Consider the following 14,344-nt stretch of genomic DNA (forward strand, 5'->3'; position numbering starts at 1 on the left):
GGGTAGGGATAGGTTAGGGCATGGACGGTCAGCACCGGAAGACAGCGCGCAGATAGGACAATGGGTCCCATGTTCGAGTCGCTCACCCTGGACGAACCCGCATCGACGGTCGACCGTGTCGCCGACGAGCTCCGCCGGGCGGTGTTCGAGGGTGAGCTCGAGTCGGGCACCCCACTGCGCGAGCACGGTCTCGCCGAGTCGCTGGGCGTCGGCCGCTCCACGGTGCGCGAGGCGCTGACCATCCTGGTCGCCGAGGGCCTGGCCACCCGCGCTCCCAACAAGGGCGTCGCCGTCGCCACCCCCGAGGCCGCCTCGGTCCGTGACGTCTGCGCCGCCCGCTGGGTGCTCGAGGGAGCCGGGGTGCGCAACTGGCGGGACGCCACCGACGAGGCCCGCCGGGCCGTGCACGAGTCGCTCGAGGCGTACATCTCGGCGGTCCACTCCGAGCGCGCGACCTACCGCGAGCTCAACGAGCGCCACCTCGCCTTCCACCTCTCGCTGGTGTCCCTCACCGGGTCACCGCGGCTGGTGGCGATGCAGGAGCATCTGGTCCTCGAGCTCAAGCTCTCGCTCGCCCAGGTCGACCGCATCCGCCGCAACGCCCACGACCAGGCCGAGGACCACGCCGCCCTGGTCCGCCTCCTCGACGCCGACCGCATCCACGAAGCCGAGCAGTTCCTGCAGAAGCACCTCACCGACGCCGCACACGCCATCTGCAAGGCGCTCCGCCTGGAGCGGTGACCCGGGTAACACAGTCGCCACACCTCGCGCGCGTCCCTTACGTACGTCGCGCGGAGCCTGCCACACTCACCAGCATGCGCATCGTGACCTGGCTCATCACCAACGCCGTCGCTCTGGCCGTGGCAACCTGGCTCGTCGGTGGGATCTACTTCGACGGCCCGACCAGCGGCATGGAGGAGGTCAAGCAGAAGCTGCTCCCGCTGCTGATCGTCGCCCTCGTGCTCGGCCTCGTGTCGTCCTTCGTCAAGCCGGTCGTGAAGTTCTTCGCGTTCCCGTTCATCCTGCTCACCCTGGGCCTGCTCCTGCTGGTGATCAACGCGGCGATGCTCGGCCTGACCGCGTGGATCCTCGGCCCGACCGGGGTGGGTTTCCACGTCGACGGATTCTGGGCGGCGGTCCTCGGTGGCATCATCATCTCGATCGTCGGCTGGGGCCTCGACCGGGTGTGGCCGGACAGCGACGAGTGAGGCCCAGTTTCGACATCCACCACGAGTCCTTGGCCGAAATGTAAAACTCGGGCCATGAAGATCGCCGTCGTCTGCCTGGGCAACATCTGCCGTTCTCCGATGGCGGAGGTGGTGCTGCGGGACCGTCTCGACGGTGCAAAACGCCTCGGGCTCCGCTTCGGCCAGGCCGGGCTCGACGACGTCGAGCTCGTCTCGGCAGGCACCGGCGGTTGGCACACGGGCGAGAAGATGGACCGCAGGGCGGCCGCGACGCTGCTCGAGGCCGGCTACGACCCCGAGCGCCACCGGGCCCGGCAGTGGCCGGTCGGGGACCCCGAGACGTACGACCTGGTGCTCGCGATGGACGCCGACAATCTGGCCGATCTGGCTGGTCAGGCGCCGGAGAGCGGGCTGCGGATGTTCCGTGATTTCGATCCCGAAGGGCCCGGGGACGTACCCGATCCCTATTACGGTGGTGCCGAGGGATTCCGGGAGGTGCTGTCGATGGTGGAGCGTACGAGTGATGCGATCGTGGCATCCGTGGCCGCGGCGAGGCCCGGTTCGTGACCCGTCAGCCCGCGGTCGCCCGTCGCGCCGAGCAGTTGCTCGGGGCGGCGGTGGTGAGCACATCTCCGGTCGCGGGCGGTGACATCTCGACTGCCACCAAGATCCGGCTCAGTGACGGCTCGCTGGTGCTGATGAAGGCTCTCTCCCCGCCCCGTGACGACTTCGTCGCCGCCGAGGCCCGCGGGCTGCGCCGGCTGGAGGAGTCGGGCGCGGTGAAGGTCCCGGAGGTCCTCGCCGCCGAGCCCGACTGCCTGGTCCTGCGCTGGATCGAACCCGGACGCCCCAACGCCGAGACCGCCGAGGAGCTCGGCCGCGCGCTCGCGCGCCTCCACAGCACCCCGGTCTCGGGTTTCGGCGCCGACAGGGACGGCTTCATCGGCCGGCTGCCGATGCCCAACAAGCCCGCGGACACCTGGGCCGAGTTCTATGCCGTACGCCGTCTGCTCCCCTATCTCAGGGCTGCCCGTGATCGCGGAGCCATCGACGCCGCCGGCGCCGAGAGCGTCGAGCAGGTCGTCGGGAGGCTGACCTCGCTGATCCCGGAGGAGCCGCCGGCCCTGCTCCACGGCGACCTCTGGAACGGCAACGTGCTCTGGGACCGGACCGGCGACGCCTGGCTCATCGACCCGGCGGCGTACGCCGGTCACCGCGAGGTCGACCTCGCGATGCTCGCACTCTTTGGTCTGCCCCACCTGGAGCGGATGACGTCCGCCTACGAGGACACGACTCCCCTCGCCGAGGGCTGGGAGGACCGCCAGGGCCTCCACCAGCTCTTCCCGCTGCTCGTGCACGCGGCCATGTTCGGCGGCAGCTACGGCGCCCGCGCCGCCACGGTGGCCGCTCGCTACCTCTGATCGCGAAAAGCAGAAAACCCCTGGTCACCCAGGGGTTTTCTGTGTGGCGGTGACGGTGGGATTTGAACCCACGGTAGGTCGCCCTACACAACATTTCGAGTGTTGCACCATCGGCCGCTCGGACACGTCACCGCCGAATAAGTTACAACCTCGGGTGGTCTTCGCCGAAATCGGGGCCGCCTCGCTGGGTTCCGAAGAAGTCCTCCAGCAGCGCGCGCTGCTCCTCGGCCATCAGCCCGGCGACGACCTCGGGCCGGTGGTTGAGCCTGCGGTCGCGTACGACGTCCCACAGCGACCCCACCGCACCGGCCTTGTCGTCGAAGGCACCGAAGACGATCCGCTCCACCCTGGCCAGGACCGCGGCGCCGGCGCACATCGTGCACGGCTCCAGCGTCACCACGAGCGTGCAGCCCTCCAGGCGCCACTCGCCACGCGCCTTGGCAGCCTCACGCAGCGCGACCACCTCGGCATGTCCGGTGGGATCGGCCTCGGCCTCGCGTACGTTGCGACCCTTCCCGATCACCACGCCGGACGGGTCGACGACGACGGCGCCGATCGGCACGTCACCGGTCCTCAGCGCAGCACGACCCTCATCGAGAGCGGCCCGCATCGGGGCCTCCCAGCGCTCGGCTGGGGTCACGCCGGCATGAGGCCGACGGCGTCGTCGAAGGCCTCGCCGCAGCCGATCGCCCGGGCGATCTCGGAGAGCGTCTCGTCGGGGTAGAGGTCGTCCTCGAACATGTCGTCGAGCAGCATGCCCATCTCGACCGCGCTCATCCCGAAGTCGGCGAGGATGCCGAGGTCACCGGCAGGATCGGGCTCCTCCTCGTCCTCGACCTCCTCCGGCAGCGGAAGACCGAGCACGTCGAGAGCCGACGCCGCCAGCTCCCACTCGTCGGCCGCGGTCACGTCGGAGAGCAGCACCTTGGTCGCCGCCCCGTGGACGCGGACGATCACGAAGAAGTCCTCGTCGATCGCCGCCATCGCGATCGCGCCGCCATCGCCCGGGAAGCGGTGGAGCGCGTGGGTCAGAGTCTCGACATCGGTCAGCAGGTCGTGAGCGAGTTCGCGCACGACCCAGGCGCCGTCCTCGCGATACATCGCGACGGCGAAGTCAACACCCTCGATCTGCTCCAGCTGATCAGACACACGACCAGAGTGACACCGAAACCGCCTCGGGTCTAGGGGGAATTAGTGACCAGCGGGCGACGCGATCGTAGGGTTCAGCCCATGGAGACCCTCGTTGTGGACCACCCGCTCGTCGCCCACAAGCTCACCACGCTTCGCAACAAAGAGACCGACTCGTCGACCTTCCGTCGTCTCGCCGACGAGCTCGTGACGCTGCTCGCCTACGAGGCGACCCGTGGCGTACGGGTCGCCCCGGTCGACATCGTGACCCCGGTCGCGCCGACCCAGGGCGTACGCCTCACCGACCCGCAGCCGCTGATCGTCCCCATCCTCCGGGCCGGTCTCGGGATGCTCGACGGGATGATCCGGCTGCTGCCGACCGCTGAGGTCGGCTTCCTCGGCATGGTCCGCAACGAGGAGACCCTCGAAGCGACGACGTACGCCGAGCGCCTCCCCGCCGACCTCTCCGGCCGCCAGTGCTACGTGGTCGACCCGATGCTCGCCACCGGCGGCACCCTCGCCGCGGCGATCGACTTCCTGGTCTCGCGCGGCGCCGACGACATCACCGCCGTCGTGCTCCTCGCCGCGCCGGAGGGCGTCGCGGCTCTCGAGAAGGGTCTCGAGGGCATCGACGCCCCGGTCCGGGTCGTCACCGCGGCGATGGACGAGAGGCTCAACGAGAAGGGCTACATCGTCCCCGGCCTCGGTGACGCCGGCGACCGGCTCTACGGCGTCGCGGGCTGAGCCTGCCGGCCGCTGGTCGAGCCGCGAGGCCGCCTGCGGCCGAGCGTGTCGACTCCGGCGGCTCGACCGACCGGGGGTCAGGCCTTGATGGTGACCTTCTCCTCGACGAGCTCGGGAGCGGGCTCGGCGGGCTCAGCCTCGGCGGCCTCGGCGTTCTTCGCCCTGCGCTTGGCGGCGATGGCCTTGAACGGCCAGGTGAGGAGCTGGTCGAGGGTGACCCGGCCGGGGGCGACCAGGCCGAGCACGAGGGCGGCGACACCGAGCGCTGCCGGGAGCTCCCAGCCGCCCCGGTCGACGAAGACCTCGGTGGTGCGGTGGGCGTACCAGATCGCTCCGGCCATCTGACCGGCCAGCAGTACGCCCGCGATCGGCGCGAACAGGCCGACGGCGAGCAGGGCGCCGCCGACCAGCTCGACGTAGGTCGCCACCTGAGCGGCGATCGCGGGCTGCGGAACGCCCAAGCCGCTCAGGAACTGCTCGGTGCCGGCGAAGCCCTGGTCGTACTTCTGCCAGCCGTGCGCGACGAAGATCCCACCGACCACCACACGGGCGGCAAGCAGCACGACGTCGTTGAAAAGTCCGGTGTAGGCGTTGCGCCCCACTCGACGACTCATGTCCGGTTCTCCTCTGGTCAGGTCAGAACAAGCCGCACACGGTAGCGATCGCGGGGCGCGGCCGGTACCACCCGGGGCAACGTTTTAACCGAAGGGAAACTCTGCTACGACCTCGTAGGCCGGTCGCTTCCGCGGCCCCTCACCGAGGCGGGAGTGGACCAGCACGAAGGACGAGACGGTCCAGGTCGGGCCACGGTAGGCATCGAGCAGCCGCACCCAGTTGCTGAGCTCGACCGGAGCCCCGGTCCGAGCGACCGTGACGTGTGGTCGGAACCGCCCGCCGTCGACCTCGACCCCGGCCTTGACCAGGGCGTTCTTCGCCCCCGCAGCGGTCCGGTCGAGCTCCTCGGCGGCATCGGTCTCGACCCCGGCGTAGAGGACCTTGCCCTCGACGACGTTGGGGAAGGCGCCGCCGCCGGTGACCGTCAGGTCGAAGGGCGTACGCCGCCCCGCGGCCGTCGCCAGCCGCTCGATCGCGTCATCGAGGGACCTGTCGGGGACGTGCTCGGCGAAGGCGAGCGTCAGATGGAGCTGGTCGGGCGTCGACCAGCGGAAGGGGGCCGCGTCGCGGCGTACGGACATGAACTCGTCGAGATCTTCGATCACCGACTCCGGCGGGACCACCGCCACGAACATTCGATTCATCGAGGCCCATTGTGCCCGGCTACGGCGCCAGGTTCACCCGAGTTGTGTGCCGAGCAGGTTGCCGACGACATAGGTCACCAGCATCGCGAGCAGGCCGCCGGCGACGTTGCGCAGCGCCGCGCGGCCGGGTGGTGCGTAGCCGAGGCGCGCGCTGGTCCAACCGGTGACGGCGAGCGCGGCGGTGACGGTGAGGATCGTCGCCCAGATGCGGGCTCCGTCCGGGATGAGCGTGATCGACAGCAGGGGCAGCAGCGCACCAAGGGTGAACGAGAGCATCGATGCCCAGGCCGCGGACCAGGGCGAGGTGAGGTCGTCGACATCGATGCCCAGCTCGAGGGCAGCGTGGGCGCGCAGCGCGTCACGATCGGTGAGCTGCTCGGCCACCTCGGCAGCGGTCTCGGGCTCCAGTCCCCGCTCGCGCAGGAACCCCTCCAGCTCGCGCAGCTCCTCCTCGGGCATCTCCCGCAGCTCGCGACGCTCCTTGGCGATCAGCGACTCCTCGGTGTCGCGCTGGGTCGAGACGGAGACGTACTCCCCCGCCGCCATGCTGATCGCGCCCGCCACCAGGGCGGCGACGCCGGCGATCAGGATCGTGCTGTCATCGGTGGTCGCGCCGGCGACGCCCATCACGACACCGGCGGTCGAGACGATGCCGTCGTTGGCTCCGAGTACGCCCGCCCGCAGCCAGTTGAGCCGGTTCTTCAGGCCCTCGGCCCGCTCCTCGGCGTCCCCGTGGCCGGCGTGGGCACCCTCACCGTTCGTCGTCATCGGGGGGCGTCACTGCTGCCCTCGGGGACCGGCTCCTGCGGGTTCTCGCAGAAGCGGACCGGGCCGGTCTTGCCGCCGTGGTACTCGTACGTCGTCCCCGCAGCTTCGAGCACCACACGGACGCCGTCGGTCAGGACCATCGTGTACATCTTCCCGGGCTCGGGGCAGCCGAGGCTGCCGTCGCGCCAGGTCACCTCGTCGTTGGAGACGACGGTGATCTCCTCGCTCTTCACCCCTTGGCGCTCGGCCAGGTCGGCGATCGCGGCGGCGACGTTCGGGTCCTCGGTGGGCGTCGGGCTGGACGATGTGGGCACGTCAGACACGTTAGCGCCTGGATCGGTCGCCTCGGAGCCACATCCGGCCAACATCAGGCCCAGCATCGGAGCCAGCATCAGCGCCAGAACGGGCAGGACGTACGCCGCGTGGCGGGTCTTGGGTTCGGTCCGGTCGGTGTTGTCGTCGTCGGTGGGGGTCATGACCTTGGGTACGTCTTCGGTCCTGGGTTCGTTGCGTCCGAGCCTCACGCGGGGAACTCTCGCACATGCCGAGCGAGCAGATCGGCGTAGACGCGGGCGGCGGTGATCACCTCGGCGACCTCGACGCTCTCGTCGGGCCGGTGGGCCTGCTCGGCGACGGAGCCGGGGCCGAGCACGACGACCGGGATGCCCGCGCTCGCGACGAACCCCCCGTCGCAGGCCGCGGTCCAGCCGGTGGGGGTCGGCGAGGGGGCGCCGGCCGCCGTCAACGCGGCGGCGAGGTTGTCGACGATCGGATCGTCGACGGAGGTTTCGAAGCCTGGCATGTTCATCGTCATCCGCACCTCGAGGGTGAGGCCGCGGTCGGCGAGGCCGAGCGCCTCCAGGCGGCTCTCGGCCTCCAGCCGTACGTCCCGCGCCGACTCGCCCGGGAGCAGGCGGCGGTCCGCGGTGATCCGGCAGTGTGCGGCGACCGTCGAGGTCGCCTGACCGCCCTCGATGGTGCCGACGCTCCAGCCGGCCGGACCGCACAGCGGGTGCGGGCTCGCGGCCAGCTCGGCGTGCCAGCGCTCGATCTCGGCCACCACGTGGGCCATGCCGTGGATCGCGTTGCGGCCGTCGGACGGGTTGCCGGAATGGGCGGCCAGGCCGGTGAGGGTGATCTCCAGGTAGGCGTCGCCACGGGCCGCGATCACCGGCTCCAGGCTGGTCGGCTCGACGACCAGGCAGGCGGTATAGCCATTTGTCGACAGTCCTCGGACGAAGTGGCGGATGCCGAGGCCGAGCTCCTCCTCGTCGACGAGGACGGCCAGGGTGATCGGGGGCTGATCGGCCGTATTGTCGACTGTGGACAATGCGACGATCGCCGCCGCCAGGCCGCCCTTGGTGTCCGCGCTGCCGCGTCCGTGCAGCCGCCCGTCGCGTACGTCTCCGGAGAACGGGTCGCCGCTCCAGCCGTCGCCGGGCGGCACCACGTCGGAGTGGCTCACGATCAGGAGCCCGGGCCCGGAACCTCCGCCGACCCGCGCGATCAGGTTCGAGCGGCCGGGTGCGACCTCGTCGAGGGTGACCTCGAACCCGCGCCGACGACACTCCTCGGCGAGCACCGCGACCGTCGCGGCCTCCTCCCCAGGTGGGTTCCGACCGCGGGCACGCACCAGCCGCTGGGCGAGCGTGACCACCTCGTCGGCATCGACCGACGCGGCCGTCAACGCCCCTCCTGGAGGCGGTCGACCGCCCGCCGCAGCCGGGCGATTCCTTCGGCGATCCGGCCCGGTGGTGTGGAGGCGAAGCAGAGGCGTACGGCGTGCGGGAAGAGCCCGCCCGGCGAGAACGCGTTGCCCGGGATGACCGCGACACCCTCCGCCAACGCGACCTCGAACAGCGCCGTGGTGTCGACGGACGACCCGAAGGTCACCCACAGGAAGAAGCCGCCGTCCGGGTCGGTCCAGGTCGCCTCCCCGTCGAAGTGCTCGGTCAACGCCGCGCGCATCGCCTCCTTGCGCTCCTTGTAGACAATCCGCTGATCGGTCACGTGAGCGTCGAACCCGCCGGAGTCGAGGAACCCGGCGAGCTGGCGCTGCGCCGGCAGGTTGGTGCAGGTGTCCATCGCCTGCTTGGCGTTGATCAGCAGCCGGCCCAGCGACGGGTCTGCGTCGACCCAGCCGACGCGCAGCCCCGGGGCGACGGTCTTGGAGAAGGTGCGCACCGAGAAGACCAGCGGGTCTCCCTCCGCCAGCTCGTGCAGCGTGGGCAGCGGGTCGCCGGCGAACCGCAGCAGCCCGTAGGGGTCGTCGTCGATGAGGATCGAGCCCCACTCGTGAGCGAGCTCGACGAGCCTGATCCGGCGCTCCAGCGACAGGGTCGCCCCCGACGGGTTCTGGAAGGTCGGGATGGCGTAGATCGACTTCGGCCGGCGGCCGGTGCGGCGTACCTCTGCCTCCAGGCGTTCCACGTCGAGGCCCTCCTCGTCGACCGGGATCTCGAGCAGGTCGGCCGAGTAGGAGAGCGCGGTCGCGCTGCCGTTGGTGTAGGTCGGCGCCTCGACGACGACCAGGTCGCCGGGGTCGGTGAAGAGCTTGTGGACGAGGTCGAGACCCTGCATCCCGCCCGACGTGATCGTCAGCCGGTCCGGCGTGGTCTCGTCGCTGGTGCCGGCCAGCTGGGCCAGCAGCGCCTCGCGCAGCGCCGGGTCACCCTCGGTCGCGGCGTAGTCGAAGGCGTGCGGCTCCAGCGGCACCTCGGCCAGCGCGGCCGCCGGGATCGCGTCCTGGGCCGGGCTGCCCATGGCGAGGCGGACGATGTCGTGGGTCTGTTGGGCCAGCAGCGACGTACTGGAGTCGATCACCGAGCCCACGAGCTGCTCGCTGCGCGCTGCCAGGGGCAGCCGGGCTTCCGTGCGGATTGTCGACATTCGACACTTCCTCCTTGGACTACTCGTTGACGATCAGCTGACGCGGCATCGAGGTCAGCGGCTCGGGCAGGTGCTCGGTGACCAGGACCGACTCGGAGAGCTCGTAGGCCCAGCCGTCCATCCACATCCCGAGGATCACGTGGAAGGCCATCCCGGGCTCGAGGACCGTCTCCTCGCCGGCCCGGAGGCTGACGGTCCGCTCGCCCCAGTCGGGCGGGAAGCCGACCCCGATCGAGTACCCGATCCGGGACTCCTTGGTGAGTCCGTGGGCGGCGATCACGCGCGTGAAGGCGGCGTGTACGTCGGCCCCGGCCGCCCCCGGCTTCATCGATCCGAGCGCGGCCTCCATGCCCTCGGCGGTCGCGGCGGCGCAGTCGAGCAGCTTGGCCGACGGCGGCCCGAGGCAGACGGTGCGGGCGAGCGGGGCGTGGTAGCGGTTGCGTACGCCGGCGAGCTCGATCGTGGTCGCTTCGCCGCGCCGCAGGACCCTGTCGGTCCAGGTCAGATGGGGTGTGTCGGCGCTGACGCCGGTGGGCAGCAGCGGGACCAGGGCCGGGTAGTCGCCGCCGACCCCGCCGACGCTGACCGTCTGCGCCGCCTGGATGTCGGCGACGACGTCACACTCGCGCCGACCCGACCGGACCCCCTCCAGCGCGGCGGTCATCGCCCGCTGGGCGACCTCGCCCGCGGCCCGCATCTCGTCCTGCTCGGCCCGCGACTTCACCAGGCGCACCCAGTTGACCAGCTCCTCGCTGTCGACGATCCGAGTGTGCGGAAGGGCGCGCTGCACCGCCAGGAACCCGCGCACCGGCAGATAGTGAGCATCCAGCTCCATCGCGACGACGGCGTCAGGATTGTCGACAAATACATTTAGCTCCCGCGCACGCGCGGCGATGTGGTCGTAGGGGTGCACGTCGGGCCGGTGGACCAGCTCCTCCGGGTAGGCGTGGATCCGCTCCTCCGGCAGCACCGCCGTGTGCCGCGCGCCGTGCGCGTCCATCGCCCGGAGGAACAGATGGGGCTCACCACGCGCCGGCACCACCGCACACTGCGGTACGTAGAACGACCAGGCGTTGTAGCCGGTCAGGTAGTAGAGGTTCGCCGGATCCGCGACAACCAGCGCCGACCATCCCCGATCCGCCATCCGCCGCTGCACCTTCCCCAGCCGCTCCGCGAACTCCTCGGGGCTGAAGACGCTCACCACACCGACACCGTTCCTGCCACCAGATCATCGTGACCGAACCCGCTGATTGTTGACAATAGACAGCCCGAAGAATTGGTGATGTCCAGCGTCCAGATGTGATGCGCTATGTGCGTACGCCGGGAACCCGATCACGGGTGTCACCGGAAACCATCTCGGGAGGACACATGTCCAGCAGACGATTCATTCGCAGTCTCATCCTGTTCCTGGGCGCCGCGGCAGCGGCCCTGCCCGGCGCAGTGACCTCGGCGCCACCGGCCTCAGCGGCGAACGGCGACACCTACTACGTACTGATCGGCGGCACCTGCGACGGCCCCGCGACTGTCTACCGCGACGAATGGCTGCGCGGCGGGATCCCCCTGCGCGTCCACTATCCCGCCGGCGGCCAGGGCACCTCGTGCCCCGACCAGACACCGATGAACGAGAGCGTCCAGATCGGCCGGCGAAACGCGATCGACCTGATCCGGGCCAACTACAGCGCTGACTCCAGCTACGTCGTGGTCGGCTACTCCCAGGGCGCGATCGTCGCCAACCTGGTCCTCAACGACCTCGCCGACGGCCTGGTGCCCGGCGTGGACACGTCGCGGTTCCGGGCCAAGCTGTACGCCGACCCGATGCAGCCCGCGGGTCCGGCCGGCGCCGGCATCGGCGCGGTCGTGCCGGCCGGTGCCGGCGTGCCGTTCACCGGCTGGGTCTCCCCCGGCGCGGGCCGCTCCGACTTCGGCGGCATCCCGTACATCCGGTACTGCATCGAGACTGACGGCATCTGCAACTTCGACGCGCCGGCGGGTGCGGGCCTGGGCGGCTACTTCGCCCAGCACTGGTGCTATCAGTGGGACCGGCCGACCGACCACCGCTCGATCATGGGCGACTCGATCGCCGACGGCGTCTACATCAACAACGCCCACCGGCTGGGTCGACAGGACTGCAGGCCGCCGCACCCGGCCTGACCGCGGCACCCAGCACCGACCTGACGCACCAGCGACCGCGGGGCGGCCTCTCTTCGTGGAGAGGCCGCCCCGCGGCGTACGAACGGATCGTCGTTCGGCTCAGAAGCCGAGGTCGCGGCCGATGAGCTCCTTCATGATCTCGTTGGAACCGGCCCAGATCTTGGTGACACGGGCGTCGCGCCAGGCGCGAGCGACGCGGTACTCGTTCATGAAGCCGTAGCCGCCGTGGATCTGGACGCAGTGGTCGAGGACCTCGGACTGCGCCTGCGAGGACCACCACTTGGCCTTGGAGGCCTCGACCGGGGTGAGCTCACCGCGGGCGTGCGCGGCGACGCACTTGTCGACGTACGCCTCGGCGACCTCGATCTGGGTGACCAGCTCGGCGAGCAGGAACTTGTTGTGCTGGAAGGCGCCGATGGACTGGCCGAAGGCCTTGCGGTCCTTGGCGTACTGCACGGTCTCGAGCAGGATCTGCTTGGCCTGCGCGACGTTGGCGACGGCGCACGAGACGCGCTCCTGCGGGAGCTCCTCCATCATGTGGATGAAACCGCGGTTGAGCTCGCCGATGACCTCGGCGTCGGTGACGCGTACGTTCTCGAAGAAGAGCTCGGCGGTGTCGGACTCCTCCATGCCGACCTTGTCGAGCTTGCGGCCGCGCGAGAAGCCCTCCTTGGTCGCCTCGATCGCGAAGAGGGTGATGCCCTTGGCGCCCTTCTCCGGGTCGGTGCGGACCGCGGTGATGACCAGGTCGCAGGAGTAGCCGTTGGTGATGAAGGTCTTCGAGCCGTTGATGACCCACTCGTCGCCGTCGCGGACCGCGGTGGTCTTCAGGGCGGCCAGGTCGGAGCCGCCAGAGGGCTCGGTCATGCCGATCGCGAGCAGGATCTCACCGGCGGCCACGCCCGGGAGCCAGCGCTGCTTCTGCTCCTCGGTGCCGAGGCGGACCAGGTAGGGGGCGGTGATGTCGGAGTGGATGCCGACACAGGTCGGGTAGGCCGCGCCGATCTTGGCGAGCTCCTCGGCGAGGACCGCGTTGAAGCGGAAGTCGTCGGCGCCGGCGCCGCCGTACTCCTCCGGGATCGCGAGACCGAGGAAGCCGTTCTCACCGGCTTCGAGCCAGAACTCGCGGGGCAGCGCCTTGTCGGCGATGTGCTTGTCGGTGTGGGGCTTGACCGAACGCTCCAGCCACTGCTGGACGGAGGCTCGGAAGTCCTCGTGGTCTTCCTCATAGTGGTCGCGCTTCAGCATGCATCGGAGTCTACGACGCAGTGGTTACTCGGTGGTAACCCTCTCAGAATTCAATCTGCTTCAGTCCTGCCGGATCCGGACCGGCGTACGCCAGGCCACCACCAGCAGCGGAAGCGAGACGACCAGGCCGACGACGAAGACGACATGCAGCGCGGGCGCGAGGACGTCGGCCGGCAGGGCTTCGAGCGGCGGCACCTCTCCCCCGGCGTACTCACGCCTGACCAGCCCGTTCGCGACCGCACCGAAGAGCGCGACGCCCAACGCCGAGCCGACCGAGCGGGCGAACATGTTGGACCCGGTCGCCACCCCGCGCACCTCCCAGTCGACCGCCGACCCGGCGGCGACGATGCCCGGGTTGACCGACCAGCCGAACCCGAGGCCGAGCACGAAGCACGGGATCGCCAGGTGCCAGATCGAGGACGTCTCGCCGACCGTGATGAGCACCAGCCCGCCGACGATGACCAGCAGCGAACCGAGCCCGACGGCGCTCCGGAACCCCCGAGAAAGGTAGATCCGGCCGGCCGTGGCGGCGGCGATCGGCCAGCCGATGCTCATCCCGGCGAGCGCGAACCCGGCCACCAGCGCCGAGTGACCGAGCACGCTCTGGGCATAGAGCGGGACGTACGTCGTGAGCCCGAGCATCACCACGCCGACGATCAGGCTGGCGGCGTTGGCCGGGGCGAGCACACGGTGACCGACGACCCACGGCGGCAGCACCGGGTCGGCGGCGCGGCGCTCGACGAACCCGAAGGCGACCAGGGCCGCGATGCCGACCGCGAAGATCAGGTAGGACGGCCACGAGGCCCACGCCCAGGCATGCCCGCCCTCGAGCAGCCCGAGCAGCAGCGCGATCCCGCCGACCGTCAGCAGTCCCGCACCGGCCCAGTCGATGGCCTGATCGTCGGCGGCCGCCCGCCGCTCCTCGCGGAAGTGCCGCAGCAGCCACAGCGCGACCGCCCCGACCGGCAGGTTGATCAGGAAGATCAGCCGCCAGTCGAGGTAGTCGGCGAAGAGGCCGCCGAGCGTCGGCCCGACGATGGCAGCGGTGGCCCAGACCGAGGCGACGTACGAGGTCGCGACCGCCCGCTCCTCCAGCGTGTAGATGTCGGAGACGATCGTCATCGCCATCGGCTGGATCGCCCCGGCACCGATCCCCTGGATCGCCCGGAAGACGATCAGCGCGGTCAGCGACCACGCCAGACCGCACAGCAGCGACCCGATCAGGAACGCGACGATCCCCGCGATCATCACCGGCTTGCGCCCGAGCCTGTCGGCGACCTTGGCGTAGAGCGGCGTGGTCACCGCGGTGGCCAGCACGTAGATCGAGAAGAGCCACGGGAACTGCTCGAACCCGCCGAGGTCCTTCACCACGCTCGGCACCGCCGTCGCCAGGATCGTCATGTCGATCGCGACCAGGCTCAGCGACACCATCACCGCGAGCAGGATCGGGCCGCGTTCGCTACGAAGTCCTACAGAGCTGCGCGTGGGTCGGGTCGAGGTGGGCACACCAGTGAGCAAGCCTCACGACCGCCCATTCATTCCAGAAGAG

General features: G+C 70.3%; 17 protein-coding genes and 1 tRNA gene. 6 read left to right on the top strand and 12 right to left on the bottom strand.

The window, feature by feature from the left end:
- The first annotated feature begins 69 nt into the window (after positions 1-69).
- From ACIRON_RS00705 to ACIRON_RS00720, 4 genes are all read left to right on the top strand, one after another.
- Positions 70-741 (top strand): GntR family transcriptional regulator, encoded by a 672-nt coding sequence (locus tag ACIRON_RS00705; RefSeq protein ID WP_402987604.1) that lies wholly within the window; start codon positions 70-72, stop codon positions 739-741.
- Positions 742-815: 74 nt separating this feature from the next.
- The gene (locus ACIRON_RS00710; RefSeq protein ID WP_402987607.1) at positions 816-1,208 is read left to right on the top strand and encodes a phage holin family protein; all 393 of its coding nucleotides are present in this window, start codon (positions 816-818) and stop codon (positions 1,206-1,208) included.
- Between the two features lie 54 nt (positions 1,209-1,262).
- Positions 1,263-1,754, top strand: coding sequence for a low molecular weight protein-tyrosine-phosphatase (locus ACIRON_RS00715; RefSeq protein ID WP_402987610.1), 492 nt, complete (start codon positions 1,263-1,265; stop codon positions 1,752-1,754).
- A complete protein-coding gene (locus ACIRON_RS00720) occupies positions 1,751-2,608 on the top strand; it encodes a fructosamine kinase family protein (RefSeq protein WP_402987613.1) in 858 nt (285 codons plus the stop codon). Before ACIRON_RS00715 ends, ACIRON_RS00720 begins: the two co-directional genes overlap by 4 nt.
- 44 nt (positions 2,609-2,652) lie before the next feature.
- On the opposite strand, the gene ACIRON_RS00725 is transcribed toward ACIRON_RS00720, so the two are convergent.
- The 3 genes from ACIRON_RS00725 to ACIRON_RS00735 form a co-directional block, all read right to left on the bottom strand.
- A tRNA-Ser gene (locus ACIRON_RS00725) sits at positions 2,653-2,740 on the bottom strand.
- A 10-nt stretch (positions 2,741-2,750) separates the two neighbouring features.
- On the bottom strand, positions 2,751-3,218 hold the full coding sequence (locus ACIRON_RS00730) for a nucleoside deaminase (RefSeq protein ID WP_091045323.1): 468 nt from the start codon (positions 3,216-3,218) through the stop codon (positions 2,751-2,753).
- A 26-nt stretch (positions 3,219-3,244) separates the two neighbouring features.
- Positions 3,245-3,757: a tRNA adenosine deaminase-associated protein gene (locus ACIRON_RS00735; protein ID WP_160026513.1), complete on the bottom strand. Its 513-nt coding sequence runs from the start codon at positions 3,755-3,757 to the stop codon at positions 3,245-3,247.
- An 81-nt stretch (positions 3,758-3,838) separates the two neighbouring features.
- On the opposite strand from ACIRON_RS00735, the gene upp reads away from it, so the two are divergent.
- Entirely contained in the window at positions 3,839-4,480 is a 642-nt protein-coding gene (gene upp, locus ACIRON_RS00740; RefSeq protein ID WP_402987616.1) for a uracil phosphoribosyltransferase, read from the top strand.
- 77 nt (positions 4,481-4,557) lie between these two features.
- Here upp and ACIRON_RS00745 read toward each other — a convergent pair whose 3' ends face one another.
- From ACIRON_RS00745 to ACIRON_RS00775, 7 genes are all read right to left on the bottom strand, one after another.
- Positions 4,558-5,094 carry a DoxX family protein gene (locus ACIRON_RS00745; RefSeq protein ID WP_402987619.1) on the bottom strand — a complete coding sequence of 179 codons (537 nt, stop codon included), beginning with the start codon at positions 5,092-5,094 and terminating at the stop codon, positions 4,558-4,560.
- Positions 5,095-5,178: 84 nt separating this feature from the next.
- On the bottom strand, positions 5,179-5,739 hold the full coding sequence (gene thpR / locus ACIRON_RS00750; RefSeq protein ID WP_402987622.1) for an RNA 2',3'-cyclic phosphodiesterase: 561 nt from the start codon (positions 5,737-5,739) through the stop codon (positions 5,179-5,181).
- 33 nt (positions 5,740-5,772) lie between these two features.
- Positions 5,773-6,507 (bottom strand): VIT family protein, encoded by a 735-nt coding sequence (locus ACIRON_RS00755; protein WP_402987625.1) that lies wholly within the window; start codon positions 6,505-6,507, stop codon positions 5,773-5,775.
- Positions 6,504-7,031, bottom strand: coding sequence for a hypothetical protein (locus ACIRON_RS00760; protein WP_402987628.1), 528 nt, complete (start codon positions 7,029-7,031; stop codon positions 6,504-6,506). The genes ACIRON_RS00755 and ACIRON_RS00760 overlap by 4 nt, the downstream gene beginning before the upstream one ends.
- Complete coding sequence (locus ACIRON_RS00765) at positions 7,028-8,194, bottom strand: M20 family metallopeptidase (protein ID WP_402987631.1); 1,167 nt, start codon at positions 8,192-8,194, stop codon at positions 7,028-7,030. The genes ACIRON_RS00760 and ACIRON_RS00765 overlap by 4 nt, the downstream gene beginning before the upstream one ends.
- On the bottom strand, positions 8,191-9,396 hold the full coding sequence (locus ACIRON_RS00770; RefSeq protein WP_402987634.1) for a PLP-dependent aminotransferase family protein: 1,206 nt from the start codon (positions 9,394-9,396) through the stop codon (positions 8,191-8,193). The genes ACIRON_RS00765 and ACIRON_RS00770 overlap by 4 nt, the downstream gene beginning before the upstream one ends.
- Positions 9,397-9,415: 19 nt before the next feature.
- Entirely contained in the window at positions 9,416-10,597 is a 1,182-nt protein-coding gene (locus tag ACIRON_RS00775) for a M24 family metallopeptidase (protein ID WP_402987637.1), read from the bottom strand.
- Between the two features lie 167 nt (positions 10,598-10,764).
- On the opposite strand from ACIRON_RS00775, the gene ACIRON_RS00780 reads away from it, so the two are divergent.
- Positions 10,765-11,547, top strand: a complete 783-nt coding sequence (locus ACIRON_RS00780; RefSeq protein WP_402987640.1) for a PE-PPE domain-containing protein — start codon at positions 10,765-10,767, stop codon at positions 11,545-11,547.
- Positions 11,548-11,646: 99 nt separating this feature from the next.
- Here ACIRON_RS00780 and ACIRON_RS00785 read toward each other — a convergent pair whose 3' ends face one another.
- Both ACIRON_RS00785 and ACIRON_RS00790 read right to left on the bottom strand, forming a co-directional pair.
- Positions 11,647-12,795 (bottom strand): acyl-CoA dehydrogenase family protein, encoded by a 1,149-nt coding sequence (locus ACIRON_RS00785; RefSeq protein ID WP_402987643.1) that lies wholly within the window; start codon positions 12,793-12,795, stop codon positions 11,647-11,649.
- 60 nt (positions 12,796-12,855) lie between these two features.
- Positions 12,856-14,301 carry an MDR family MFS transporter gene (locus ACIRON_RS00790; RefSeq protein WP_402987646.1) on the bottom strand — a complete coding sequence of 482 codons (1,446 nt, stop codon included), beginning with the start codon at positions 14,299-14,301 and terminating at the stop codon, positions 12,856-12,858.
- Positions 14,302-14,344: the final 43 nt, after the last annotated feature.

Source organism: Nocardioides sp. NPDC101246 (assembly GCF_044767415.1).
Classification (GTDB): domain Bacteria; phylum Actinomycetota; class Actinomycetes; order Propionibacteriales; family Nocardioidaceae; genus Nocardioides.

Bases quoted from the DNA above. Each gene is read 5' to 3' on its own strand.
- ACIRON_RS00770 (WP_402987634.1), bottom strand. From the start codon at position 9,396: ATGTCGACAATCCGCACGGAAGCCCGGCTGCCCCTGGCAGCGCGCAGC.
- ACIRON_RS00785 (WP_402987643.1), bottom strand. From the start codon at position 12,795: ATGCTGAAGCGCGACCACTATGAGGAAGACCACGAGGACTTCCGAGCC.
- upp (WP_402987616.1), top strand. From the start codon at position 3,839: ATGGAGACCCTCGTTGTGGACCACCCGCTCGTCGCCCACAAGCTCACC.
- ACIRON_RS00780 (WP_402987640.1), top strand. From the start codon at position 10,765: ATGTCCAGCAGACGATTCATTCGCAGTCTCATCCTGTTCCTGGGCGCC.
- ACIRON_RS00745 (WP_402987619.1), bottom strand. From the start codon at position 5,094: ATGAGTCGTCGAGTGGGGCGCAACGCCTACACCGGACTTTTCAACGAC.
- ACIRON_RS00705 (WP_402987604.1), top strand. From the start codon at position 70: ATGTTCGAGTCGCTCACCCTGGACGAACCCGCATCGACGGTCGACCGT.
- thpR (WP_402987622.1), bottom strand. From the start codon at position 5,739: ATGAATCGAATGTTCGTGGCGGTGGTCCCGCCGGAGTCGGTGATCGAA.
- ACIRON_RS00755 (WP_402987625.1), bottom strand. From the start codon at position 6,507: ATGACGACGAACGGTGAGGGTGCCCACGCCGGCCACGGGGACGCCGAG.
- ACIRON_RS00730 (WP_091045323.1), bottom strand. From the start codon at position 3,218: ATGCGGGCCGCTCTCGATGAGGGTCGTGCTGCGCTGAGGACCGGTGAC.
- ACIRON_RS00715 (WP_402987610.1), top strand. From the start codon at position 1,263: ATGAAGATCGCCGTCGTCTGCCTGGGCAACATCTGCCGTTCTCCGATG.
- ACIRON_RS00710 (WP_402987607.1), top strand. From the start codon at position 816: ATGCGCATCGTGACCTGGCTCATCACCAACGCCGTCGCTCTGGCCGTG.